Origin of the sequence: Solwaraspora sp. WMMD937 (assembly GCF_029581175.1) — a bacterium.
GTDB lineage: Bacteria > Actinomycetota > Actinomycetes > Mycobacteriales > Micromonosporaceae > Micromonospora_E.
The window spans coordinates 3,436,789-3,460,172 of the sequence record NZ_CP120738.1 but is presented as its reverse complement, the minus strand read 5'-3'; the positions used below and the strand labels follow the sequence as shown (position 1 = coordinate 3,460,172).

Sequence of the window (23,384 nt, the reverse complement as noted above, 5' to 3'; positions counted from 1 at the left end):
CATCGGTTGGTGATCAGGGGGAAACAGCTGGGAGCGCTCACAGTGTTGGTGCCCTACGTAGCTGTGTCAAGAGCCACATCGGGGCTGACTTCGCTGCTGTGGCATGTGGGATCATGCCGATGTTGTGTTGGGAGCGCGTACAGTTTCGGAGCGTCACATGGTGCAGAGACCACCGATCCCCCGGCTGGACCGGCTGGCGTACGGCGGGGACTACAACCCCGAGCAGTGGCCGGCCGAGGTCTGGGCCGAGGACGTGGCACTGATGCGCACCGCCGGGGTCAACCTGGTCAGCGTCGGGATCTTCTCCTGGGCGCTGCTGGAGCCGGCCCCCGGCGAGTTCGACTTCGGTTGGCTGGACGAGGTGCTGGACCTGCTGCACGACGGCGGGATCGCCGTCGACCTGGCCACCCCGACCGCCGTACCGCCGGCCTGGCTGCGTCGCGCGCACCCGGACACCCGGCTGGTCGACCGCACCGGCACGGTGCTCGGCGGCGGTGCCAGGCAGTCGTTCTGCCCCAGCTCACCGGCGTACGCGCAGGCCGCGACCCGGATCACCGAAGCGGTCGCCGCCCGGTACGCCGCCCACCCGGCGCTGGTGCTGTGGCACGTGCACAACGAGTACGGCGGTGCCAACGCCCTCTGCTACTGCGCCGGCTCCACTCAGGCGTTCCGCGACTGGCTGCGGAAGCGCTACAGCGACGACCTGGTTGCGCTGAACACCGCGTGGGGCACCAGCTTCTGGGGGCAGCGCTACGGCGACTGGGCAGAGGTCGAGGCACCGACCGCCGCGCCGACCGCCGTCAACCCGGCCCAGCAGCTGGACTTCCTGCGGTTCTCCTCCGACGCGCACCTGACCAACTTCCGCCGCGAGCGCGACATCCTGCGCCGGCACACCCCCGACGTGCCGGTAACCACCAACTTCATGCTGGCCAACTGCAAGACGTTGGACTACTGGCGGTGGGCCGACGAGGTCGACGTGGTCGCCAACGACCACTATCTGCAGGCCGAGCGGGCCGACAACGCGGTCGAGCTGGCAATGTGCGCCGACCTGACCCGATCGGTGGCCGGCGGTCGGCCGTGGCTGCTGATGGAGCACTCCACCTCGGCGGTCAACTGGCAGCCCCGCAACATCGCCAAACGCCCCGGCGAGCTGGCCCGCAACAGCCTCGCCCACCTGGCGCGCGGCGCCGAGTCGGTGCTGTTCTTCCAGTGGCGGGCCGCCCGGTTCGGGGCGGAGAAGTTTCACTCGGCGATGGTGCCGCACGGCGGCACCGGCACCCGGATCTGGCGTGAGGTGGTCGCGCTCGGCACCGAGGTGCTGCCCCGCCTCGACGAGCTGCGCGGCACGACGGTGGTCGCCGACGCGGCGATCCTGTGGGACTGGCAGTCCTGGTGGGCCGTGGAGCTGGAGTGGCGTCCCTCGGTCGACCTGGACTTCCGGGAACGGGTCGAGGCCTGTTACGAGCGGCTGTGGCGCGACCGGTTGACCGTCGACTTCGCCCACCCCGAGGCTGCGTTGGACGAGTACCCGCTGGTGGTGGCGCCGAGCCTGTACCTGACCACCCCGGCGGCGGCGGAGAACCTGCGCCGCTACGTCGCCGACGGCGGGACTCTGCTGGTGTCGTACTTCTCCGGCATCGTGGACGCCACCGACACCGTCCACCCGGGCGCGTACCCGGGGGCGTTGCGGGACCTGCTCGGGTTGACCGTGGACGAGTTCCTGCCGCTGCGCGCCGACGAGTCGGTCGAGCTGGGTGAGGGCCTGACCGGGCAGGAGCAGGGCCGGACCGGACCGGACGGCCGGTTGACCGGTGATGTGTGGGCCGAGGCGGTGGAGCTGGCCGGGGCCGAGGCGGTGCTGCGCTACACCGACGGTCCGGCGGCCGGGGGTCCGGCGGTCACCCGGCACTCCTACGGCGCCGGCACCGCCTGGTACGTCTCCACCCGCCTCGACACCGCCACGCTCGCCCCGGTCATGACCCAGGTGTACGCCGACGCGGGCATCGCACCGCCGCCCGGCGTCCCCGACGGCGTGGAGCTGGTCCGCCGGACCGGGCCGGCGGCCGACTACCTGATCGCGATCAACCACTCCGCCACCGACGCCAGGGTGCCGCTCCCAGCGGAGCTGCCGGGCACCGGGGCGGAGCTGCCGGCTACCGGGGCGGAGCTGATCACCGGCGCGAACTGCGCCGGGACGGTGACGGTGCCGGCCGGACAGGTGCGGGTGGTACGCCGGGGGTGACGACACCTCTTGACAGGGATCGGCGGTGATGATTCTGTGAGCGCTCCCAGTATTACATCGTTGTGACGGGCTCACATCGGGCGCATTACCACTCCACAGCGGACCGGTACCGCCGTAAGCGCTCCCAGAGCTTGTCCCTGTCGAGGAGGGCGCAGACATGCGCATCCGCAGAACCCTGGCCGCCGCGGTCGCCCTGGCGACCGCCATAGTCATCATCACGCCGGGCACGTCCACCGCCGGCCGCCCGTCACCAGCACTCGTCAACCCGGGCTTCGAGGACACCACCGACCTGGCCGCCCCGGTCGGCTGGACCGAGACCGGTGACCGCGACGCCTCCTACGTGGAGCCCGGCGGACGCACCGGCGACCAGCGGCTCAGCCACTGGTCCGAGACCGACTACCGGGTACGGACCCGGCAACGGTTGACCGGGCTGGCCGGAGGCACCTACACGTTGCGGGCGGCGGTGCGCTCCAGCGGCGGCCAACGCTCGGCGTACCTCGAACTGGCCGGCTGCGGCCGCGGCTCGGCGCAGCGCGTCGATCTGCCGCGCACCGGCGACGAGTGGTGGGTGGAGCTGGCACTCAGCGTCACGGTCACCGCCGGCCGCTGCGCCGTCAGCGTCGTCTCGGACGCCGCCGCCGGCCAGTGGGTCAACGTCGACGACGTCACCTTCACCCGCTCCGACGGCAGTGCAGGCCTGCCGGTGGCGATCGGCGGCGCCGACGTGTCGCACCTGACCAAGAACGAGGCGAACGGTGCCGTCTACCGCGACGGCCGGGGCCGGCCGCGTGACGCGCTGCGAATCCTGGCCGACAACGGCGTCAACTACGCCCGGCTGAAGGTGTGGGTCGACCCGGCCGACGGGTTCAGCGACAAAGCTGACGTGCTCGCCAAGGCGAAACGGGCCCGAGCGCAGGGCATGCAGCTACTGATCGACTTCCACTACTCCGACACCTGGGCCGATCCCGGCAAGCAGTTCAAGCCGGCCGCCTGGGAAGGGCTGGCCTTCGACGAGCTGCGGCAGGCCGTCTACGACCACACCTACGACGTGGTCGCCGCGCTGCGCCGGCAGGGCACCGCGCCGGCGATGGTGCAGGTCGGCAACGAGATCAACGGCGGCATGCTGTGGCCGGACGGTCGCTGGGACAACTGGGACGGCCTCGCCGCCCTGCTGACGGCCGGTTCCACGGCGGTCACCGACGCCTCACCCCGTACCAGAGTGGCGCTGCACCTGGCCGAGGGCGGCGACAACGACGGACACCGCTGGTGGTTCGACAACGCCGTCGCGTACGGCGTGCCGTTCGACGTCATCGCGGTGTCGCACTACACCTACTGGCACGGGCCGCTGGGTTACCTGCAGGCCAACCTGTTCGACCTGACCGCCCGCTACGACCGGCCGGTCATGGTGGTGGAGACCGCGTACGGCTTCACTCTGGACGAGTACGACCACGAGACAAACATCTTCAACTCCTCGCTCGCCTCGGCCGGCGGCTACCCGGCCACCCCGCAGGGCCAGGCCGACGCGCTGCGCGACATCACCAACGTGGTCGCCGCCGTACCAGGCGGCCGAGGGCTGGGCGTCTTCTACTGGGAACCGACCTGGACCGCGGTCGACGGTGCCGGCTGGGATCCGGCCGACCCGACCTCCGGCGACGGCTGGGAGAACCAGGCACTGTTCGACTACTCCGGCAGGGCGCTGCCCGGGCTACGAGTCTTCGCCGACGTCGTGGTACGTGACAAGGGAGGCAAGCGATGACCATCCGTACCCGTGGACTTCTGGGACGCGCGGCGCTCGCGCTGCTCACGGTGGCCGCGACCAGCGCGGCCGCGTTCGGTGTCGGCCTGGCCGGCGGTACGCACGGAGCCGCGCACGCCGCCACGACGCTGACCAACGGCGGATTCGAGGCGGGCGGTGGCACCCAGACCCCGTCCGGCTGGGGCGAGTACTCGTCGACCGGGCACACCGCCGCAAGCTACACCGAATGGGGCGGACGCTCCGGCAACTACCGGCTGTCGCACTGGGCGTCGGGTGCCTACCAGGTGGAGACGTACCAGTACCTGTCCGGGCTGGCCAACGGCACCTACACGGCACGGGCCTGGGTCCGCTCCGGCGGCGGGCAGGTCGAGGCGTTCATGGCGCTGCGCAACTGCGGCGGCACCGAGGCCCGGGTCGCCATCCCGACCACCGGCAACTGGACGCAGATCTCGGTCTCCACGACGGTCACCAGCGGGCAGTGCACGGTCAGCTTCGTCTCCAACGCCCGCGCCGGGAACTGGATCAACGTGGACGATGTGGAGTTCACCGGCGGGTCGACCGGCGGTCCCGGCGTACCGGCTGGTTTCATGGTCGGCGCCGACTTTTCCACACTGGCCAAGAACGAGGACCGGGGCGCGGTCTACCGCGACGCCGCCGGCGGCCAGCGGGACGCGGTGCAGTTGCTGCGCGCCAGCGGCGTCAACTACGCCCGGCTGAAGGTGTGGGTGAACCCGACCGACGGCTACAACAACAAGGCTCGGCTGCTGACCATGGCCGCGCGGGCGAAGGCGCAGGGCATGCGGCTGCTGGTCGACTTCCACTACTCCGACACCTGGGCCGACCCGGGCAAGCAGTACAAGCCGCGGGCCTGGGAGAACTATGGAGTCAGCCAGCTGCGCGACGCGGTCTACAGCCACACGTACGACGTGTTGAGTTCGCTGAAGGCGCAGGGCACCACGGCAGACATGGTGCAGGTCGGCAACGAGATCAACGACGGCATGCTGTGGCCGGAGGGGCGCAGCAACAACTGGGCCAACCTGGCGACGTTGCTGACCGCCGGGGCGCAGGCGGTCAAGGCGGTGGACAGCTCCACGCAGGTGATGTTGCACCTGGCCGAGGGTGGCAACAACAGCCAGCACCGCTGGTGGTTCGACCAGGCCACCTCGCGCGGGGTGCCGTTCGACGTGATCGGGGTGTCGCACTACCTCTACTGGCACGGCTCGATCAACAGCCTGCGCAGCAACCTCAACGACCTGGCGTCGCGCTATCAGCGGCCGGTCGTGGTGGTGGAGACCGCGTACGGGTTCACCACCGCGCAGCACGACCACGAGCCGAACATCTTCAACGCCTCGCTGGCCTCGGCCGGCGGATACCCGGCGACCCCGCAGGGCCAGGCCGACGCGCTGCGGGCCGTCTTCGACGCGGTGAAGGCGGTGCCGAACGGGCGCGGGCTGGGCGTCTTCTACTGGGAGCCGGCCTGGACGGCGGTATCTGGTGCCGGTTGGGATCCGGACGACCCGTCGTCGGGCAACGGCTGGGAGAATCAGGCGGTGTTCGACTACTCCGGTCGGGCGCTGCCGGCACTGGCCGTCTTCGGTCAGGTCTGACCCGCACCGGTCCGACTGTTTCGTCGGGCCGACGGCGCCGCACCGGTCCGGGTCCCGGCCGTTCGACTGTCCGGGACCCGGACCGCCGAGCGCCGTGAACGCTACGACGCTTCCTGGCTGATCCGTTCCCACTCGCGGATCGCCGCGGGTTCCCATCTGCCGTGCCGATCGTGGAACAACCGCACGGCGCGTTCGCCGATCCACGGTGCGGGCAGCAGTTCCGCCGGCAGCACCGGATCGATCAGCGGCAGCCGACGCCAGGTGTGCACGAGCCGGGTGAACCGCACGATCGGGTCGTCCGCCGGCGGGTCGGTGAACTCGTCGATGAACGCCTGATAGGCCCGTTCGACGCCGGCGAGGTCCCACGACTGGCGGACCAGAGCCGGCAGGTCGCCGCCGCCGAGATGCTCGGAGAGAAAGATCTGCGCCTGCTGGTAGGCACCGGCCTCGTGTAGGAGGAGCTCGACCTCCTTGACCCGCCCGGTGTGCGTACTGATCCACGCCCCGGGTGCGGGCCGTCCGAAGCCCAGCCAGCCGAGCCTGGTGTGCAACAGGTGCCGCACCGGCCGGTCGCCCTCTGGTACTCGGGCCAGCAGGAGCAGCCAGCGGCGGTCCCAGTCCTCCTGGGCACCGGTGAAGCCGAGGATCCGGCCGGCACCGATGTCGAGGAACCGCGCGAACGCCGGGCTGAGCCGCCACCAGGTGTACCGGCCATCGCGGTGAGAGATCAGCCAACCGTCCGCCGCCGCCCGCACCAGCGACTGCCGGCAGGCGGCTTCGGCGACGCCGAGCCGACCCAGCACGTCGATGAAGGCCGACGTCGGTGCGGCGTGCCGGGTCGGGCGGATGTAGTCGCCGAGCACGGTGATCAGCAGTCCCCGGACCCCACCGGTGCCGGCGGCGTACCGGCGGGAGAGCACGAACCGTTCCCGGGACGCGCTGCCGAACGGACTGGGTGTGGCGTCGTCCGCTGCCGGTTCAGTCATGCCTGAATCGTGATCCGCTGATCCAGCGGCCGCCGACAGCGCTTCGCATCGGGCGATTGTATGGCCGGCCCGGTCGGGCCGGCTGGGCGGCCGCACCGGCACCGCCCCAACCCGGCGTCATTCGACAAAGCCATTGACCTACGGCATTAATCTGTCACATGCTTACATCGACAGACTTCCATTGTTCGAGCTCCAGGAGGCCAGCTGTGCGTTCGCACCCCCACAAAGCAGGAGTCCGCCCGTTTGTCGCGGTCACCATGTCCATAGCGGTCACCGCCGCCGTCAGCGCGGCCGTGGCGGCACCGGCAGCTGCCGCCCCCGGCTGCCGCGTCACCTACTCCGTCAGCTCACAGTGGCCCGGCGGCTTCACCGGAAACGTCAACCTCACCAACATCGGCGACCCGCTGAGCAGCTGGACCTTGACCTGGTCGTTCGGCGCCAGCCAGCAGGTGACCCAGGCCTGGAACTCCACCATCACCCAGATCGGGTCGCAGGTGACCGCTCGCAACGTCAGCTGGAACGGCAGCCTCGCCACCAACGCCAGCACGAGTTTCGGCTTCAACGGCTCGTGGAACGGCAGCAATCCAGCGCCGACCAACTTCACGCTCAACGGGACCGCATGCAACGGCACGGCCCAGCCGTCCCCGACCATCAGCCCCACGTCCGGGCCGTCCCCGGGCCCGAGTGTCAGCCCGACGACCAGCCCCACGCCCGGACCGCAACCTGCCCGATCGATGGGCTTCATCGGCTGTTCGATGGCCGAGAACGTCGCCCAGGGCTACGTCGCGATCGGCGGCCAACGCATGTGGGGGCCCTACGGCACCGGCGGAGCGGTCGTCCAGTCCTGGACCAACACCAACTCCAGCTCGTGGCAGGCCTTCGACCGGCAAGCCGCCCAGTACGGCCGGCCGACCGCCGTATGGGTGCAGATCTGCATCTTCGCCCAGAATGGAGCGACCTACAACGAGGTCCGGCAGCTCATCGCCAACGCCCGGCAGCACGCCGCACCGGGCGCGACCATCTACATCTCCGGCCAGCCGCTCTACGACCCCGGCCAGACCTGCTTCCTGGCCGGCGCCAACGGCCCCGAGCTGACTGACAGCCTGGCCCGCCAGGCCGCCGCCGACGCCACGCAGAACGTGATCTACCCCGGGACCTTCCACCTGCGCAGCAACGAGGTCTCCGACGGCTGCCACGCCAACACCGCCGGCCAGCAGTCCCTCGGCCGGCAGGCACTGGCGTACTGGGGTTAGTCGGCGCCCAGGCGACTGGCCCGGTCGCGCGAGCCAGCGGTTGCACAGCGGTGCCTCGGCCCACCTCCCGGTGCCGAGGCACCGCCTCTCGGTAGTCCGCAGTAACAGAGCGTCATCCGGATCGACCGGCAGGGCCACCGCGCCGAGCGCGCCGAGCAACGCCGCCACCTGGCAGCCGCCAGTGGCACGGGAGCAGGTGGTCTCACCCAGTCTCCACAGACGTCGCTGGGGCGGTGACGACGGCGCACGCAACGGCGACGCCAGAGTGGCCAGTACGGCGGGTGCCGGTTTCAGCCAGCGGCAAGCCCCGCTTCGCCTACCGGACACCCACGACGTCGGCCCGATCCAATACATTTACGGACATTGATCACCGCTCGGCAGGGGAGCGCACATGTCCAGTCCCGACACCCGCCACGGTCACCTCGTCGGTAGCCATGTCGACCACATCGCCCTCCGGCCCGTCCGTCGGGCCGTCCGAGGTCTCGCCGCGGCCATGCTCATTCCGACCGTCGCCGCCCTCACGGCAACGGCGACCGCCACCCCGGCTGCCGCTGTGGTCAGCCGGGCCGAGCTCGCCTTCCGCTGGGCGCCCATCCATCACCAGGATGTCGACGTCACCGGCAGCCACGCCCTCGGTGGACGCTCCGACTACATCACCCGGGTGGACTTCGACGCTGACCTCAACGGGCGCAACAACTGGGAGAACGCCGCCCGGTCCGGGGTGTCGTTCGACGCGTACGCCTACTACAGCGTGCTGGAGACAGCCAGCCACTGGTTCCGTCACCTATTTCTTCTTCCACCGTTACCTCTCAGTGGGCTTTGGTGAGCGCACGGTTGGTAGTCCTGCCTTGCGGTAGGACGGTCCCGGTCTGATCCGCTTGAGCGGTGCCGGGTTCACGCTTCACGGCCACCTGCCCGCGTGTGCGGGTCTTCTGGTCGGCTCCACGTGCTGCCACCGGGCCACTCCCGGCGGTTGCCGCCGCAAGGGCGGCCAGGTTCACAGCGGCGTTGCGGTCACGGTCGATGACTAGACCGCACGCCTCACACCGGTATTCACGCTCGGACAGGGCCAGCTTGGTTTTCACCGTGCCACAGCCCGAGCAGGTCTTGCTGGACGGGTACCAGCGGTCGGCCACCACAAGCCGGCCGCCGTTCCATCCGGTCTTGTACGCCAACTGGCGGCGGATCTCCGCGAATCCGGCGTCGGCGACGTGCCGAGCCAACCGCCGGTTGCGCAGCATGCCGGTGACGTTGAGGTCTTCCACCACAACGGTGCCGTACGTCGTGGCGAGTCGGGTAGTGAGCTTGTGCAGCCCGTCACGGCGCAGATGAGCGACCCGGGCGTGAGCGCGACCGAGCCGGCTCGCGGCCCGTTCCCAGCGCTTCGAGGGACGTCGTCCGGTACGCCGGTCCGGGCCCTGCTCGCGCGACAGCGTCCGGCCGAGCGCATGCATCCGTTGCCGCGCGGCCACGAGGTGGCGCGGGTTGTCGACCAACTCGCCGGTGGACAGCACCGCGAGATGCCGGATACCGACGTCCACACCAACCACCGAGCCGGGTCGGGCCGGGCTGCGTTCGGCGCGTTCGACCTCGACGGTGAACGACACATGCCACCGTCCGCCATCACGACGCACTGTCGCGGACATGATCCGGGCGGTGCCGGCTTCAATACGGCGGGCGAGCTTGCGGGCGGACTCGTGCAACTGCAACCGGCCCAGCCGGGGTAGCACCACGTGCATCCGGTCCGGTTCGACCCGGATCGCCCCGGTGGTGAACCGGACGCTGGGCGTGGTACGGCGGCGGGACTTGAACCGGGGGAAACCCGACAACCGACCGGCGCGTTTCCCGCTGCGGGAGTCAGTCCAGCTCTTCAACCCGCGAGCGAGCGCGTCGAGGCCGGTGTTGAACGCCTCCTTCGACACCTCACCCCACCACGGCGCGACTTCGGGCTTCGCGGCGTTCCACGCCTTCCGAAGACCGGCCAGCGACCAGGACAGTGATGGCGTCAGCAACTCGTCTGGTACGCCGTAGGAGCGTTCGGCGACGCGCTGGTCCATGACCGCCTTGACCTTCGCGAGCGCCCAGTTGTGGGCGAGCCGGGCGGCCCCAGCGTGTGCAAGGACGTCGCGTTCCTGGCGCGAGGTGAGGTCGAGGGCGAACCGGTACCCCTGGATCGTTTTCACGCCGGGCCACTCTCGGTGGCGGCTTCGACCGCCCGGCGGGCACGGTTCGCGGCAGCGCGACGCCCGTACAGGCGGGCGCACAACGACGTCAGGATCTCCGTCACGTCGCGGACCAGATCATCGTCGACCTCAGCCGGGTCGACCACCAGCAGTCGGCGGCCCTGCGCGGCCAGCGCCGCCTCAACGTACTCGGCCCCGAACCGGGCGAACCGGTCCCGACGCTCAACCACGATCGTCGCCACCTTCGGGTCGCGCAGCAGCGCGAGGAACTTCTCGCGGTGCCCGTTCAACGCGGATCCAACCTCGGTCACCACCCGGTCGACGCCGAGTTTCTGCCCGGTGGCCCACACGGTGACCCGGGCGACTTGCCGGTCCAGGTCGGGTTTCTGATCGGCTGAGGACACCCGGGCGTACACCACGGTCTGCCCCGTCTCGGCCGACGTGCCGGTGACCGGCTCACCGACCATGATCAGTCGACCGATCCGGTAGGTGGGAACAGGCAGCGTCCCGGCTGCGTACTGTCGCCGAGCGGTGATGTACGCGATGCCGGTCGACGCTGCCCACTCCTTGAGGTTCACGCGAGCATCATAGTAGCTTCAAGAGCGCCATCGATGCCCGGAGCGCCAACAGTCAGCTACCCCCGGGACTGGACGGACCACCCGTTCTTCGAGACCGAACACGAGAACGACGGCGAAGGGATGCTGCTCGCCATCGAACGGGACGGGTCGACGTACGGGATCCTGCGGGCGGCGGTCACCGTCGCGCACAGCGACCACTTCTCGTACATCCCGGCTGGCAGCACCTGGTCGACGGGGCGCGAGTCGATCGACGGGACGCTGCGGTTGCAGTCGTCACCGCACGACCCGTTCCTGCGACCGGTGACCGCTCAGGAGGCGAAAGGCCACGGGTTCAAGGCCCACCCGCAGTACCAGATTGTCGGCGACGGGGTGACCTACTACCCGTCGTCCAGCGTGGCCGAGACCCCGGAGCACCCGAACGACCGGGATGTACGTTACCGGCTGATCGACCTGTTCGAGCCGGGTGGCCTGTGGGCCCAGCGTGACAACCCACAGCTCTTCGCCCATCTGGGCACCTTTGCTGGAGACGCGTCCGGCGACTGCGGGCGGGGCACCTGGGCCTGCTCGACGAACTCGGCGAACGCCCCTTGGGGCTGGGACGACGGCGACGACCTGCCGGGCCGCGGCGAGATAGCCACTGATCCGGCGAAGCTGTCGGCCGAGTACTTCACCGTCCCCGGTGGGCTGGCCCGCGCCTACACCCACAACCCGTACGCCAGCGCGGCGGCCGCCCTGGCCGAGGCGACCCGGACCGCCCCACCGGTCACTGACTGATCCGTCGAGACCGCCCGGGACGCTCGCCGTGGGGCCCGCCCGCCGCTGGACGACAGGACGCGGCAGGGCAGGCCGACGGCAGGTGGTCAGTCGCCGATCACCAGATCCGTACCTCGTACACCCGGACCCGGGCACCCGCGAAATCGGTACCCCACCACTTCTCCAGAGTCGTGCTGTAGTAGCGGCCATCCCGCTCGTAGTTGACGGTCGCCTTGTTGTTGCCGCTGTCGAACCGGTAGACGCCGCTGATGTTCGTCCCGGTCGCTCCTGCGTTCGCGAAGCATCGAACCAATCGGTAGCCACCACCGAGATCGATGTGCAGCTTCAGGAAGTCGTTACGGTCGCCACAGGAGACCTGGTTGATGGCGAACGCTGGGCTCGCCGGCAGGCCCAACGTCAGGGCGGCGACCGCCGTCAGCCCGACGGCGACCTTCTTGAAGCGCGTCATCATCCGACTTGTCCTTTCCGTCCGCACCGTGGCGATCGCGCAGGCGGCACCTGCCGTCCGATACACCGGTGTCCAGGTGTCGACGGCACCAGCTCTGCGTTGGTTCGCCGGCAAGCGTCGAATCTAGGGAAATTTGCCGAAACGCTTGCCAACGACCCGACCGGCACGACGGGGCCGACCGAGAGCCACCAGGCCGCAGCGCGCGCACCCGGAAACGTTGATTTGTCCAACTGCTGTCCCTCTGTCGAGGGATCATTACCGCGACGAGGCACCTGGGAGCCGGCGTCCACCGACGATCACTCAGCTGCCTCCGGACGGAGTGTCGGCCTGCCACAATTCGGAGAGAACGGGATCAGCAGTGCACGTCCGCGGGACAGGTCCACGACGCTACGTGGCACAGATTCTGGTGATCGCGCTCGGCCTCACCTCCGCCGGCCTGGCCGTCCAGGGTGCCGTCGATGCCGGGACCACCGGCTTCGGTTATGTCAGGGCGCCGCAGGACCTGGCGTCGCAGCGTCGCCTGCACCGCGACTTCGAAGCCGCCCGCGCCACGTTCGTAGCGACTGTCCCACCGGGCAGTCGGGTGGTTATCGATCCACCGCTGCGACACCTGTGGCACCAACGACTCGCCGAGTTCACCGCGTTGACCGGCGGCACCCTGGTCGTCGATCACCAGCAGGCCGACTACCAGGTGCGCCTGATCGAACGCCATACGTCCACCGGCACGCGGTACCACGTCGAGTTCAACGAGATCAACCGATGATCGGCACCTGTCTCCTCACGACGGCACTCGTCATGGCCGGCAGCCTGCCGCTGTCGTACGCGATCGTCCGTACCCCGCTCGTGGCATTACTGCTGGCACCGTTGGTCACCGCGCTCATCAGCACGGCGGCTGTCGTCCTCATGGTGACGATCGGCCTGCCGTTCAGGTTCTGGCTGGCATCGACATACCTCGTCGGCTGGGCTGCTGCCGGTTGGTGGCTGACGCGACCACGGATCGCCACCATGTCGATGTCGTGGCGGGCCGCGGTCGCCACCATCGCCGTGCTGGCAGCACCCTTCCTACCGATTCTCCACCCACCGACCGCATGGGACGCGCACTCGATCTGGTGGTTGCATGCGGGCTATTTCCTGTTCGACGGGCAGGTCGCCCGGACCGCGATGGCAGACCCCGGGTTCGCGTTCTCCCACACGGACTACCCGCCACTGGCTTCCGCCCCGGTCGCCGCGGTCTGGAGTCTCCTCGGCCAGGGTTACCGCACCGCTCAGCTTGTGTCGGCGCTGACGACGTTCTCGGCGATTGCGATGGCGGTCGTCGCCGTCCGCACCGCATTCGCCCGCACCCGGCCGGTACTCGCCTGGTCGGCGGGGCTGGCGGTGGGACTCTCCACGTGGGCGACCGGCGGTGAGTACGTCGCCGCCGGCTACGCCGACGCGTTGTGGTCCGTCAGCCTGCTCGGCGCCGCAGCCCTGCTCCTGCTCTCACCCGACCCGCTGCGGCAGCCCGCCCTGGCCCTGATCCTGCTCGCCGCCGCGGTCCTCACCAAGAACGAGGGTCTGGTAGGCGGGGGCATCCTGGCTGTCCTGGTGACGCTGCGGGAAAGGCACCGCATCAGCAGGGTGTGGATGGTGTGGGTCCCCGTCGCAGCCGGAGGCGCCTGGGTGGTGCTGTCACGGCTGGTGGGTTCGACGTCGGACATCCAGGAGTCCGGGCCCCTCGGCAACCTGTCCCGGGGCGGCGCGCACCTCAACGCCCGGCTGCAGCCGACCCTCGACGCGTTCTGGGGAAACGTCGGTCCGCTGGCGGCCACCGCAGTCATCTGTTCCGTCGCCGGCACCCTTCTCCTACGGCATCGGCGCACGGAACTCGGCGTCGGTTCGGACTGTTGGCTCTGGCTGCTCAACTTCGGCTACACGGCTACCTTGGTCCTCATCTACGTCACCGGCAGATCGGACATCACCTGGTGGCTGGGCGCGTCAGCGGACCGGGTCACGCTGCCGACCGCGATGCTGGCCTGCCTCAGCGCGGTGGGATGGCTCCTGGTCGCCACGAGCGGTCCCAGCGGAGCAGATGGCACACGGCCACCAGCGGTCGAACCGGCGAGCCCAGCGGCCGACGGTGGCAGTGGGTCGGCCGCCACCGGTCGCACCGCACCGGTCGCACCGGTCTCGTACCGCGCCCGGCAGCCGCGGAAGGATCACGTTGCCCCGACCTACCAGGCGGCCGGTGCGTAGTCCTTCAGGAAGCAGCCGAACAGGTCCTCGCCCTGCTCACCACGGACGATCGGGTCGTACACCCGGGCCGCGCCGTCGACCAGGTCCAGCGGTGCGTGGAAGCCCTCGTCGGCCAGCCGCATCTTCGTCGGGTGCGGCCGTTCGTCGGTGATCCAGCCGGTGTCGACGGCGGTCATCAGGATGCCGTCGGTCAGCATCTCCCGCGCGCTGGTGCGGGTCAGCATGTTCAGCGCGGCCTTGGCCATGTTGGTGTGCGGGTGACCGGGCCCTTTGTAGCCGCGGCTGAACACTCCCTCCATCGCCGACACGTTCACCACGTACTTGCGCCGGGCAGCCGCAGCGGCCATCGCCGGTCGCAACCGGCTGATCAGGATGAACGGGGCGACGGAGTTGCACAGCTGCACCTCCAGCAGCTCCACCGCGTCGACCTCGTGCACCCGCTGCACCCAGCTGTTCACCGGGTCGAGGTCCGGCACCAGCCCACCGGCGTCGATCGCGGTGGCCAGTGCGATCCGGTCCGGGGTGGCCGAGCCACTGGTCAACGCCAACGCGGTGAGCGCCTGTGGGGTGACCGCCGACGGCTGCGACGGCCCGGCGACCGCCGTCGCGGCGGTGCCCCGGCCACCGACCGAGGCGAAGCTGACGATCTCCGGCAGCGGCCCGTCGGGCAGCGGCGCCGACTCCGCGGCGACCAGCTGGGCGTACGCGCCGGAGCTGCGCCGGACGGTCTGCGCCGCGTTGTTGATCAGGATGTCCAGCGGACCCTGCGCGGCCACCGCATCGGCGACCGCGATCACCTGGGCCGGGTCGCGCAGGTCGACGCCGACGATCCGCAGCCGGTGCAGCCACTGGTCGCTGTCGTCCATGGCGGCGAACCGGCGGGCGGCGTCCTGCGGGAACCGGGTGGTGATCGTGGTGTGCGCGCCGTCGCGCAGCAGGCGCAGCGCGATGTACATGCCGATCTTGGCCCGGCCGCCGGTGAGCAGCGCCCGGCGGCCGGTCAGGTCGGTACGGGCGGCACGGCGCTCGTGGTTGAGCTTGGCGCACGGCGGGCAGAGCTGGTGGTAGAACGCGTCCACCTCCCGGTAGCGCTCCTTGCAGATGTAGCAGGCGCGGGGCTGGCGCAGGATGCCGGCGGTGGCGCCGACGGTCGACGACACCAGCGGGATGCCCTTGGTCTCGTCGTCGATGCGCCCAGGTGCCCCGGTGGCGGTCGCGGCGGTGACGGCCCGGTCGGCGGACAGGACGGCGTCGCGTCGCTCGGCCCGCCGCTGGCGCTTCACCGACTTGTACAGCTTCGCGGTGGCCCGCTGCACCCGTACCACGTCCGGATGGTCGGACGGCAGCGCCGACAGCGCCTCGATGACGTCGAGGCAGACCGCCAGCTGCGCCGGGTCGACCCCGGCCGGGGGCGACTCATCAAGCGGCCGTACGTCGTCCACCGTCATGCCCATACTCGTCTCGTCCCGGGATCGTCACCGATGCGACCTGAAACTCTACGCACCGGGCCACATCGGCCGCGAGAGCGCTGCATCGGTGCCGGCGGCCGTCCCCGGAGCCGTTCGGTCCAGCGATGACCAGAACGTGACCCAGGTCACTCAAGTTGGAAAACCATCGTGGCAGCGCGGATCGTCTTGCCTGGTGTGAGACGGAGCTTGGACGCACTCGACGAGGGTGAGCTGCTGCGCCGCATCGCCCGGGGCGATCGGCGGGCCTTCGACGAGCTGTACCGCCGGACGTCGCCCTGGTTGACCGCGCGGCTACGCCGCAGGTGCGCCGACGACGACATGGTCGCCGAGGTGCTGCAGGACACCTACCTGGCGGTATGGCGCTCGGCCGGCAGCCAGGCTCAGGACGCGGCGAAGGGCAGCGCGGTCGGCTGGCTGTGGACCATCGCCGCCCGCCGGCTGGTCGACGCGTTCCGTGCCCGGGCCCGCCGGGAACGGGTCCCGACGGTGCAGACCGCCGCTACCGTCGCCCCGGCCGCTGAGGACGAGGCGCTGGCCGGGCGGATGAACGCCGATCTGGAGCAGGCGCTCCTGGCGTTGCCGGCCAACCTGCGGCAGGTACTGCGCGCCATGGTGCTCGACGGTCTGACCACCCGGGAGACATCGGTGCTGCTCGGCATGCCGGAAGGAACCGTGAAGACGTACGCGCGGCGGGCCCGGATCGCGCTACGGGAGGCGTTGTCATGACCACCCACCCCACCCCGAACCTGATCTCCCGCTACGCGTCCGGTGACCCCCGGGTCGACGACGCGACCGTCTGGGCAGTCGAAGCCCACCTGGAGTCCTGCGCACCCTGCCGGATGCAGCTGTCCGACAGCGTCGGCCCGGTCGACCGGCAACTGCTCGACCGGGTGGCCGTCGGCGTCGCAGCCGGGATCGAGGCCGGCCCGGCACCGGTACGCCGTCGCCGGCTGCGGCGTTCCGGGGTCGCCGCCCGGATCCTCCCCTGGCTGGCAACGGCGGTCGCGTTGATGCTGATCGCGGTCCTGTTCGAGACCACCTTCGCCAGCCTGCCCTCGCTGGTGCTGCTGGTCGCTCCGGTGGCTCCCCTGCTGCCGGTGGCCGCTGCGTGGAGCCGCCGTACCGACCCGGCCTGGGAGCTGATGGCGACGATGCCCCGGACCGGGTTGCCGTTGCTGCTGCGCCGCACCCTCGCGGTGTTGACCGTGGTCGTGCCGGTGCTCGCGGCGGCCGGCTGGTCGACCGGGCAGTCCCCCGCGCTGTGGCTGCTGCCCGGTCTGGCCTTCACCGCCGGCGCGCTGGCACTGGGCGGGCTGGTCGGAGTGGACCGGGCCGCGCTCGGCCTGACGGTCCTCTGGTCGGTAGGTGTGATCCTGCCCAGTCTGGTCGGCCGGCAACTTCCGGTCATCCTGGAGTCCGACAGCTGGCCCGGCTGGGCACTGGCCACCGTGGCGTTGGTGGCCGTGACGGCCGTACGGGCCCGCGACCACAACCGGCTACGCCTCGACCGGATCTCTTCCGACCGGTCCTGACTCCACCCCCCGACCGGGCCGTACGCACGTACGGCCGATCGATTCACGTTTCCCACCTGGCGGTGATCCGCCAGGCACCAGGAGTGTCCACTTAAGGAGAGATTGATGATGCGTGCGGTCAGCGCGGCAGAGACCGCACCCTCCACGTACGCGTGGGCGGTGCACGCCGAGCGCCTGGTCGTCCGGGCCGGCCGGCACCTCGCCGTCAACGGGCTGGACCTGGCGCTCGGCACTGGCGTACACGGCCTGCTCGGCCCGAACGGCGCCGGGAAGACGACCCTGATGCGGGCGCTCGCGACGGTGCTGAAGCCAACCGGTGGCCGGCTGGCCCTGCTCGGCGAGGACGTGACCGGCCGGGCCGATCTGCGCCGGGTCCGCCAGCGCCTGGGTTACCTGCCACAGCATTTCGGCTTCTATCCGCGCTTCACGGTGCGGGAGTTCGTCGAGTACATGGCCTGGCTCAAGGAGATGCCGAAGGCCACCGTTCCCGGTGCTGTGCAGCGCGCCGTCGACCGGGTCGGTCTGACCAGCCGGGCTGACTCCAAGTTGAAGACGCTCTCCGGTGGGATGCTGCGTCGGGCCGGAATCGCCCAGGCGATCGTCAACGATCCGGAGGTGCTGCTGCTCGACGAGCCGACCGTCGGCCTGGACCCGGAGCAGCGGCTGGACTTCCGGGAGCTGCTGCGCGAGATCGGCTCGGACAGCTGCGTGCTGGTCTCCACCCACCTGGTCGAGGACGTCGCCGCGGCCTGCACCGATGTGGTGCTGGTCAACGAGGGCCAGCTGGTCTGGCAGGGAACCCCGGCGCAGCTGGCCGAGCAGGGCAGCGCCGGGGACGCCGGGGACAGCGCCACCGAACGTGGCTACTCGGCGCTGCTGCGCGCGTACCGGGGGAAGGTTCCGGCATGACCGGGCGGATCATGCAGACCGAGGTACGCCGGTCGGCGGTACCCGCCCTTGCCGGACTGCTCGTGGTAGTCGGCACGTCCGTCAATCTCACGTGGGTTCAGTCCTTCGCCGGCCGGTGGACGCAGCTGGCCATGTACGGACGGGCTTCGCTGCTGCTGTTGTTCCCGCTGGCCCTGGCCGGCGGCGCGTGGCTGGGCCGGCGAGACCGGCAGCACCGGGTCGGCGAGTTGTTCGCCACCTCCGTACGGCCGCGCTGGCAACGGACCCTACCGCTCACCGTCGGGTACGCCGCCGCCATGATCGCGGTGTACCTGCTGGTCCTCGCCGTCGGGGCGTTCTGGGTGGCACCGACAGCCAGCTACTTCTCCGGCACCGTCCTCGGCATCACCGCGGTCGGCGCGCTGGCGATGGTCGCCGCCAGCTGGTTGGGCCTGGCCGCCGGCCGGGCCGTGCCCCGGGTCGTCACCGCGCCGGTCCTCGCGGTCGTCGGGTTCGCCGTGGTCGGTCTGATCCCGGACTTCGTCACGATGTCCGGCTTCGACGAAAACTTCGTCAAGACCCGGCCGGACCCGTCGGCGCTGCTGCTCATCCCGGCGGCGCCCAACGGAATCGACGATTTCCAGACCATCCCGACCTCGGTCAGTCTGCTGCAGGCGATGTGGTTGACGGCGCTCGCCGGCACCGCGCTGCTGCTGATCGGCGCGGTGCGCCGTGGTGTGCTCGCCCTGGCGGTGCTGCCCACCGTCCTCGGTGCCGCCGTGGCGATACCGCTGCTGCCCCCCAACGGATACACCGGGGCTGCTGTCGTCGACCCCGCCGCCGTCGAGCTGGTCTGCGATGACGACGGCCCGCAGGTGTGTGTCCGCAGGGTGCACGCGGCGGTGCTGCCCGACGTCGTCGGACCGGTCCGGGAGACGCTCGCGGCGCTGGGGGCCAAACTGCCGGATCCGCCGACGCGTGCGGTGGAGAGCGACCAGCTGGCCGCCTGGGCCGCACCCGAGCAGACGGCGGTCCGCAACGACTCGGACGTGCTGGTCTTCGATACCCCGGACATCAGCCGGACGGGCCGGGCCGATCTGTCCAGCGGGTACTTTCAGGCGGAGCTGCTGCGGTCCGCGTGGTCACAGGAGTGTGCGGGCGACGAGCCCCACCTGGTGTTCAAGGTGGCCCCGTACCTGGCCCAGGAGGTCGCGGTGGCCTGGTTGGTCGGCGAGCCGCCGCAACCGCAGAGCTGGTGGCGTCCGGAGGACCGGCAGTTGGCCGACGCGTCGTACCGGGCGTTGACCGGTCTGCCGGCCGAGCAGCAGCGACAGGTCGTCGGGCAGGCCCGCGAGGCGGCTCTCGACTGCGACTTCGACCGGATCGAGGACCTGTTGCTGGCAGGTGACCAATGAGGTGGCTGGGCCTGCACCTACGCGCCCGTCGAGTGCCGATGGCCGCCGCCGTCGTAGTCGGTGTCATCGCGCTGACCTGGGTCAGCTGGCCCGTCTTCTCCGACGGGCAGACCATCAACACCCGGATGATCAGTGTCACCGTGATGCTCGCGGTCGTCGCGACCGGCACCACGCTCAGCGGCGCCGACGACGCCCTCGACCACACCGCGTCGGTCAGCTGGCCGACCCGCCGGGCCGCACATCTGCTGCTCTGCGCCGCCGCGGTGATCGGGCTGCTGCTGGTCACCACGCTCACCGACGCCCGGTTCGAGCCGCTCGGTGTCGTCGCCCGCAACACTGCCGGGCTGCTCGGGCTTACCGCACTCGGTGCCGTGCTGCTCGGTGCCACGCTCTCCTGGATCGCTCCGCTGGTCTGGACCATCGTCGCGATCATGCCGTGGATGGGGCCCAGCGGACAGTTGCGAATGCAGCTCGGTGCGTGGCTGATTCAGCCGGCCGGGACCTCCGCCGCCACGGTCTGCGCGACACTGCTGGCGGTGGCCGGGCTGGTGGCGTACACGGTGCGTGGCTGCCCGCTGCGGCCCGCAGCGGAGACGCTGCCGCACAGCTGAGCGGTGACTGACCGGCGGCGGTCTCCCGCCGCCGGTCAGCGGTGGCCGGACAGCAGCCGCGAGTTGTACCTCTCGGTCGCCCGCAGCGCCAGGACCGGGCCGGCCACCAGATAGGCCACCCAGGTCATCGGCAGGGTGATCCAGCCGATGACGATGAACGTGAGCAGAACGTTGATCCAGAAGAACATCCAGAACGAGACCATCAGCACGATGCCGGTCGCCATCTTGCCGGCGTAGATGTTGCCGATGCCGAAGATCCCGAACAGGCCGGGCACCAGTTCCAGAGCCACCGCCGCGCCGGCGGACTTCGGCACCGCTGGGCCCTGGCCCGGGACCGGGGTGTAGCCGCCCGGCTGGTACGGCTGTCCCTGGTACGGCTGCGCCGAGGTGGGCATCGGCTGCTGCGGCCCCGGTTGGTATGGGTTCTGGTAGGTCACGGGCTCAGTCTCCCAGCTCCGGCGGAGCTCAACACCGTACGTTCGGTCGCCCGCCGCCGGTCTTCCGTCGCTGGTGGGCGGCCGGCCGGTGGCCGCTCGTCCGGGCCGTCAGCGGATCGAGATCAGCCGGATCGCGGTACGCAGCAGCACGACCGCGGCACCGGCGACCATGACCATCCCGATGCCGGGCATCAACTGCCCCCAACTGCCCGTGGTCGAGCTGAGGTAGACCAGCCGGGCGGCCTGCCAGCCGATGATGACGGCGACCGCCAGCCCGGGTAGCAGGGCGTGTGCGATGGCCACCTTGCGGTACGGCAGCAGCGCGCCGGCGACGGCGATGAATCCGGCGGACAGCGTCCACAGGCCGGGCCCGGCGGTGCCGGAGAGTGACCCGAACGGGGTGATCACCCAGGGAAGCAGCGAGCCGACCAGCGCGAGCAGACCGCCGATGATCATACCGAGGCTGCCGGCGTGCAGGATGCGCCGACGGGCGGGGGCGGCGGTGGATGCGGTGTCAGCCATGACCGGATGCTAGGCCGGGATCCCTGGTGTGCCCCAGCCGGCAATCGGTGAGTGGTCGGGCGGGGCCGCTGGACGGCCAGATAGTCACCCCAAAACGCGCGAACCGGGCGGCGCTTCCCCGCTCGTCCACGACCGCCGACCGCTCACAGGCCCGGTTAGACCGTTCACCGCCCCAACCCGGCGTAAGGCAGATCAACTATTGCCTGTCCGGGCCGGGTCACGTTCTCTTCCCAGATTAAGGGTGTGACCGACCGCACAAGCCGTCGGGCGGTCCCGACTGACCAGCGGAGGTGCGGATCGGACAGCGGCACAGTCGCGGCACGGTGGCCTGCCGGTCGCCGCGCCACGGCCCGTCACCTGCCGTTCCCATAACGACTAGGAGGCCCCACAGTGACTGACGTAACCCCCGATAAGAACGCCGGTGGCGGGGAACCGCCACCGGCAACGTCGCCACCGGACAACGGCTGGCGCCAGGAGTACTGGCGCAAGAACCTGCGCCTCATGGTCATCCTGCTCGCCATCTGGTTCGTCGTCTCGTTCGTCTTCGGAATCCTGCTGATCCAGCCGTTGAACAACATCGAGATCTTCGGTTTCCCACTGGGCTTCTGGTTCGCCCAGCAGGGATCCATCTACACCTTTGTGATTCTGATTCTGGTCTACGCGAAGATGATGGACCGGATGGACGACCAGTTCGGTGTCAGTGAGCGACCGGCGGAAGGGGGAGAAAAGTGACCCAGATCCAGGGCTGGACGCTCGGCTTCATCATCATCACCTTCGCCCTCTACCTCGGGATCGCCTGGCGCAGCCGGGTGAAGGAAACGACCGGGTTCTACGTGGCCGGTCAGGGAATCCCCACCGTCGCCAACGGTGCGGCAGTCGCCGCCGACTGGATGTCGGCCGCGTCGTTCATCTCGATGGCCGGCCTGATCGCCTTCCTCGGTTCCGACGGCTCCATCTACCTGATGGGCTGGACCGGAGGCTACGTACTGTTGGCCCTGCTCATCGCTCCGTACCTGCGTAAGTGGGGCAAGTTCACGGTGCCGGAGTTCGTCGGCGACCGCTACTCGGAAACCGTCCGGACGATCGCTGCCGTGGCCGCGATCATCATCTCCTTCACGTACGTCGTCGGACAGATGCGCGGCGGCGGCATCGTGTTCAGCCGGTTCCTCGGGCTGGACATCACCGGTGGAGTCATCGTCGCAGCGCTGATCATCTTCGCGTACGCGGTGCTCGGCGGTATGAAGGGCATCACCTGGACCCAGGTGTCGCAGTACACGGTGCTCATCATCGCCTACCTGATCCCGGCGATCGCGGTGGCACAGCAGATGACCGGACTGCCGATCCCGCAGGTCACCTTCGGGCAGATCCTCGGAGAACTCAACGCGCTCAGCACCCAGATGGGGCTGAGTCAGTTCACCGAGGCGTTCTCCGCCCGACCGCAGATCGACGTGTTCCTGGTGACGATGTCGCTGATGATCGGTACGGCCGGTCTGCCGCACGTCATCATCCGGTTCTACACCACGAAGACGGTCCGGGGCGCCCGCTACTCGGCGTTCTGGGCGCTGTTCTTCATCGCGCTGCTCTACACCACCGCACCGGCGGTGGGCGCGTTCACCAAGCTGAACCTGCTGCAGGACGTCAACGGCGTGGCGGCGGACTCGCTGCCCAGATGGATCGAGAACTGGGCGGCGACCGGGCTGGTCACGGTCAACGAGAACGCGCAGACGATCCAGACGGTCAGCAACAGCTCCACGTCCGGGGCGGACCTGATCGTCAACAACGACATCCTGGTGTTGGCCAGTCCGGAGATCGCCGGCCTGCCGGCACCGATCGTCGGCCTGGTGGCCGCCGGCGGTATGGCGGCCGCGATGTCGACCGCCGCCGGTCTGCTGCTGGTCATCTCCTCGTCGTTCTCGCACGACCTGTACTTCCGTCGGGTGAAGCGGGACTCGACCGACCAGCAGCGGCTGCTCGCCGGACGGATCGCCATGGGTCTGGCGGTACTGATCTCGGTGTACGCCGGCATCAACCCGCCGGCGTTCGTGGCCCAGGTGGTGGCGTTCGCATTCGGTCTCGCCGCTTCGACCTTCTTCCCCGTCATCGTGCTCGGGATCTTCTGGAAGCGATGTAATGCGGTCGGCGCGGCATCCGGCATGATCGCCGGTCTCGTCTTCACCGCCAGCTACATGATCTACACCCTGGAGGTATTCGGCACCTCGGCGAATCCGCACATCTTCGACATCAGCCCGGAGGCCATCGGCACCATCGGTGCGATCGTCAACTTCATCGTCACGATCGTCGTGTCGAAGATGACGGCACCGCCACCGGAGGAAATCTCCGAGATGGTGGAGAGCATCCGTTACCCGGCTGCCCGCCGTGCCGTGCCGGCGGGCTCCGCCGGCGACGCGGCCTGACCCGGACCGTCATTCACCCCTGACAGCCCCGGAG

General features: G+C 69.9%; 22 protein-coding genes. 15 read left to right on the top strand and 7 right to left on the bottom strand.

Annotated elements, in window-relative coordinates:
- The first annotated feature begins 157 nt into the window (after positions 1 to 157).
- The 3 genes from O7621_RS15100 to O7621_RS15090 all read left to right on the top strand — a co-directional run bounded on the left by O7621_RS15100 (position 158) and on the right by O7621_RS15090 (position 5,605).
- The gene (locus O7621_RS15100; RefSeq protein ID WP_282229862.1) at positions 158 to 2,242 is read left to right on the top strand and encodes a beta-galactosidase; all 2,085 of its coding nucleotides are present in this window, start codon (positions 158 to 160) and stop codon (positions 2,240 to 2,242) included.
- A gap of 157 nt (positions 2,243 to 2,399) precedes the next feature.
- Positions 2,400 to 3,998, top strand: coding sequence for a glycosyl hydrolase 53 family protein (locus O7621_RS15095; RefSeq protein ID WP_282229861.1), 1,599 nt, complete (start codon positions 2,400 to 2,402; stop codon positions 3,996 to 3,998).
- Complete coding sequence (locus tag O7621_RS15090) at positions 3,995 to 5,605, top strand: glycosyl hydrolase 53 family protein (RefSeq protein ID WP_282229860.1); 1,611 nt, start codon at positions 3,995 to 3,997, stop codon at positions 5,603 to 5,605. Before O7621_RS15095 ends, O7621_RS15090 begins: the two co-directional genes overlap by 4 nt.
- Before the next feature lie 101 nt (positions 5,606 to 5,706).
- Here O7621_RS15090 and O7621_RS15085 read toward each other — a convergent pair whose 3' ends face one another.
- Positions 5,707 to 6,591: a PaaX family transcriptional regulator C-terminal domain-containing protein gene (locus O7621_RS15085; RefSeq protein WP_282229859.1), complete on the bottom strand. Its 885-nt coding sequence runs from the start codon at positions 6,589 to 6,591 to the stop codon at positions 5,707 to 5,709.
- Positions 6,592 to 6,797: 206 nt separating this feature from the next.
- On the opposite strand from O7621_RS15085, the gene O7621_RS15080 reads away from it, so the two are divergent.
- Both O7621_RS15080 and O7621_RS15075 read left to right on the top strand, forming a co-directional pair.
- Positions 6,798 to 7,844: a cellulose binding domain-containing protein gene (locus O7621_RS15080; protein ID WP_282229858.1), complete on the top strand. Its 1,047-nt coding sequence runs from the start codon at positions 6,798 to 6,800 to the stop codon at positions 7,842 to 7,844.
- A gap of 391 nt (positions 7,845 to 8,235) precedes the next feature.
- Entirely contained in the window at positions 8,236 to 8,670 is a 435-nt protein-coding gene (locus O7621_RS15075; protein ID WP_282229857.1) for a hypothetical protein, read from the top strand.
- Here O7621_RS15075 and tnpB read toward each other — a convergent pair.
- Both tnpB and O7621_RS15065 read right to left on the bottom strand, forming a co-directional pair.
- The gene (tnpB, locus tag O7621_RS15070; protein ID WP_282229856.1) at positions 8,654 to 10,027 is read right to left on the bottom strand and encodes an IS607 family element RNA-guided endonuclease TnpB; all 1,374 of its coding nucleotides are present in this window, start codon (positions 10,025 to 10,027) and stop codon (positions 8,654 to 8,656) included. The two genes, O7621_RS15075 and tnpB, sit on opposite strands and share 17 nt — an antisense overlap.
- Complete coding sequence (locus tag O7621_RS15065) at positions 10,024 to 10,605, bottom strand: IS607 family transposase (RefSeq protein ID WP_282229855.1); 582 nt, start codon at positions 10,603 to 10,605, stop codon at positions 10,024 to 10,026. The genes tnpB and O7621_RS15065 overlap by 4 nt, the downstream gene beginning before the upstream one ends.
- Positions 10,606 to 10,638: 33 nt before the next feature.
- On the opposite strand from O7621_RS15065, the gene O7621_RS15060 reads away from it, so the two are divergent.
- The gene (locus tag O7621_RS15060) at positions 10,639 to 11,379 is read left to right on the top strand and encodes a hypothetical protein (RefSeq protein ID WP_282229854.1); all 741 of its coding nucleotides are present in this window, start codon (positions 10,639 to 10,641) and stop codon (positions 11,377 to 11,379) included.
- Positions 11,380 to 11,476: 97 nt separating this feature from the next.
- On the opposite strand, the gene O7621_RS15055 is transcribed toward O7621_RS15060, so the two are convergent.
- Entirely contained in the window at positions 11,477 to 11,830 is a 354-nt protein-coding gene (locus O7621_RS15055; RefSeq protein ID WP_282229853.1) for a beta/gamma crystallin domain-containing protein, read from the bottom strand.
- Between the two features lie 388 nt (positions 11,831 to 12,218).
- On the opposite strand from O7621_RS15055, the gene O7621_RS15050 reads away from it, so the two are divergent.
- Positions 12,219 to 12,590, top strand: coding sequence for a hypothetical protein (locus tag O7621_RS15050; RefSeq protein ID WP_282229852.1), 372 nt, complete (start codon positions 12,219 to 12,221; stop codon positions 12,588 to 12,590).
- Complete coding sequence (locus tag O7621_RS15045; RefSeq protein ID WP_282229851.1) at positions 12,587 to 14,062, top strand: hypothetical protein; 1,476 nt, start codon at positions 12,587 to 12,589, stop codon at positions 14,060 to 14,062. Before O7621_RS15050 ends, O7621_RS15045 begins: the two co-directional genes overlap by 4 nt.
- On the opposite strand, the gene O7621_RS15040 is transcribed toward O7621_RS15045, so the two are convergent.
- Entirely contained in the window at positions 14,041 to 15,510 is a 1,470-nt protein-coding gene (locus O7621_RS15040; RefSeq protein ID WP_282229850.1) for an SDR family NAD(P)-dependent oxidoreductase, read from the bottom strand. The two genes, O7621_RS15045 and O7621_RS15040, sit on opposite strands and share 22 nt — an antisense overlap.
- Positions 15,511 to 15,705: 195 nt before the next feature.
- Between O7621_RS15040 and O7621_RS15035 the strand changes: the two genes are divergently transcribed.
- From O7621_RS15035 to O7621_RS15015, 5 genes are all read left to right on the top strand, one after another.
- On the top strand, positions 15,706 to 16,257 hold the full coding sequence (locus tag O7621_RS15035) for an RNA polymerase sigma factor (RefSeq protein ID WP_282229849.1): 552 nt from the start codon (positions 15,706 to 15,708) through the stop codon (positions 16,255 to 16,257).
- Entirely contained in the window at positions 16,254 to 17,063 is an 810-nt protein-coding gene (locus tag O7621_RS15030; RefSeq protein WP_282229848.1) for a zf-HC2 domain-containing protein, read from the top strand. The genes O7621_RS15035 and O7621_RS15030 overlap by 4 nt, the downstream gene beginning before the upstream one ends.
- A 108-nt stretch (positions 17,064 to 17,171) precedes the next feature.
- Positions 17,172 to 17,972, top strand: a complete 801-nt coding sequence (locus O7621_RS15025; protein ID WP_282234604.1) for an ABC transporter ATP-binding protein — start codon at positions 17,172 to 17,174, stop codon at positions 17,970 to 17,972.
- Positions 17,969 to 19,366, top strand: coding sequence for a hypothetical protein (locus O7621_RS15020; protein WP_282229847.1), 1,398 nt, complete (start codon positions 17,969 to 17,971; stop codon positions 19,364 to 19,366). Before O7621_RS15025 ends, O7621_RS15020 begins: the two co-directional genes overlap by 4 nt.
- Positions 19,363 to 19,977: a hypothetical protein gene (locus tag O7621_RS15015; protein WP_282229846.1), complete on the top strand. Its 615-nt coding sequence runs from the start codon at positions 19,363 to 19,365 to the stop codon at positions 19,975 to 19,977. The genes O7621_RS15020 and O7621_RS15015 overlap by 4 nt, the downstream gene beginning before the upstream one ends.
- 35 nt (positions 19,978 to 20,012) lie before the next feature.
- On the opposite strand, the gene O7621_RS15010 is transcribed toward O7621_RS15015, so the two are convergent.
- Both O7621_RS15010 and O7621_RS15005 read right to left on the bottom strand, forming a co-directional pair.
- Complete coding sequence (locus O7621_RS15010) at positions 20,013 to 20,414, bottom strand: hypothetical protein (RefSeq protein ID WP_282229845.1); 402 nt, start codon at positions 20,412 to 20,414, stop codon at positions 20,013 to 20,015.
- A 108-nt stretch (positions 20,415 to 20,522) separates the two neighbouring features.
- Positions 20,523 to 20,936 carry a hypothetical protein gene (locus O7621_RS15005; RefSeq protein ID WP_278167820.1) on the bottom strand — a complete coding sequence of 138 codons (414 nt, stop codon included), beginning with the start codon at positions 20,934 to 20,936 and terminating at the stop codon, positions 20,523 to 20,525.
- A gap of 390 nt (positions 20,937 to 21,326) precedes the next feature.
- On the opposite strand from O7621_RS15005, the gene O7621_RS15000 reads away from it, so the two are divergent.
- On the top strand, positions 21,327 to 21,668 hold the full coding sequence (locus tag O7621_RS15000; RefSeq protein ID WP_282229844.1) for a DUF4212 domain-containing protein: 342 nt from the start codon (positions 21,327 to 21,329) through the stop codon (positions 21,666 to 21,668).
- The gene (locus O7621_RS14995) at positions 21,665 to 23,350 is read left to right on the top strand and encodes a sodium:solute symporter family protein (protein WP_282229843.1); all 1,686 of its coding nucleotides are present in this window, start codon (positions 21,665 to 21,667) and stop codon (positions 23,348 to 23,350) included. The genes O7621_RS15000 and O7621_RS14995 overlap by 4 nt, the downstream gene beginning before the upstream one ends.
- Positions 23,351 to 23,384 lie beyond the last annotated feature (34 nt).

Coding starts and splice junctions, on each gene's coding strand:
- O7621_RS15100 (WP_282229862.1), top strand. CDS start 158: ATGGTGCAGAGACCACCGATCCCCCGGCTGGACCGGCTGGCGTACGGC.
- O7621_RS15095 (WP_282229861.1), top strand. CDS start 2,400: ATGCGCATCCGCAGAACCCTGGCCGCCGCGGTCGCCCTGGCGACCGCC.
- O7621_RS15090 (WP_282229860.1), top strand. CDS start 3,995: ATGACCATCCGTACCCGTGGACTTCTGGGACGCGCGGCGCTCGCGCTG.
- O7621_RS15085 (WP_282229859.1), bottom strand. CDS start 6,591: ATGACTGAACCGGCAGCGGACGACGCCACACCCAGTCCGTTCGGCAGC.
- O7621_RS15075 (WP_282229857.1), top strand. CDS start 8,236: ATGTCCAGTCCCGACACCCGCCACGGTCACCTCGTCGGTAGCCATGTC.
- O7621_RS15060 (WP_282229854.1), top strand. CDS start 10,639: ATGCCCGGAGCGCCAACAGTCAGCTACCCCCGGGACTGGACGGACCAC.
- O7621_RS15055 (WP_282229853.1), bottom strand. CDS start 11,830: ATGATGACGCGCTTCAAGAAGGTCGCCGTCGGGCTGACGGCGGTCGCC.
- O7621_RS15045 (WP_282229851.1), top strand. CDS start 12,587: ATGATCGGCACCTGTCTCCTCACGACGGCACTCGTCATGGCCGGCAGC.
- O7621_RS15040 (WP_282229850.1), bottom strand. CDS start 15,510: ATGACGGTGGACGACGTACGGCCGCTTGATGAGTCGCCCCCGGCCGGG.
- O7621_RS15030 (WP_282229848.1), top strand. CDS start 16,254: ATGACCACCCACCCCACCCCGAACCTGATCTCCCGCTACGCGTCCGGT.
- O7621_RS15025 (WP_282234604.1), top strand. CDS start 17,172: ATGCGTGCGGTCAGCGCGGCAGAGACCGCACCCTCCACGTACGCGTGG.
- O7621_RS15020 (WP_282229847.1), top strand. CDS start 17,969: ATGACCGGGCGGATCATGCAGACCGAGGTACGCCGGTCGGCGGTACCC.
- O7621_RS15015 (WP_282229846.1), top strand. CDS start 19,363: ATGAGGTGGCTGGGCCTGCACCTACGCGCCCGTCGAGTGCCGATGGCC.
- O7621_RS15005 (WP_278167820.1), bottom strand. CDS start 20,936: ATGGCTGACACCGCATCCACCGCCGCCCCCGCCCGTCGGCGCATCCTG.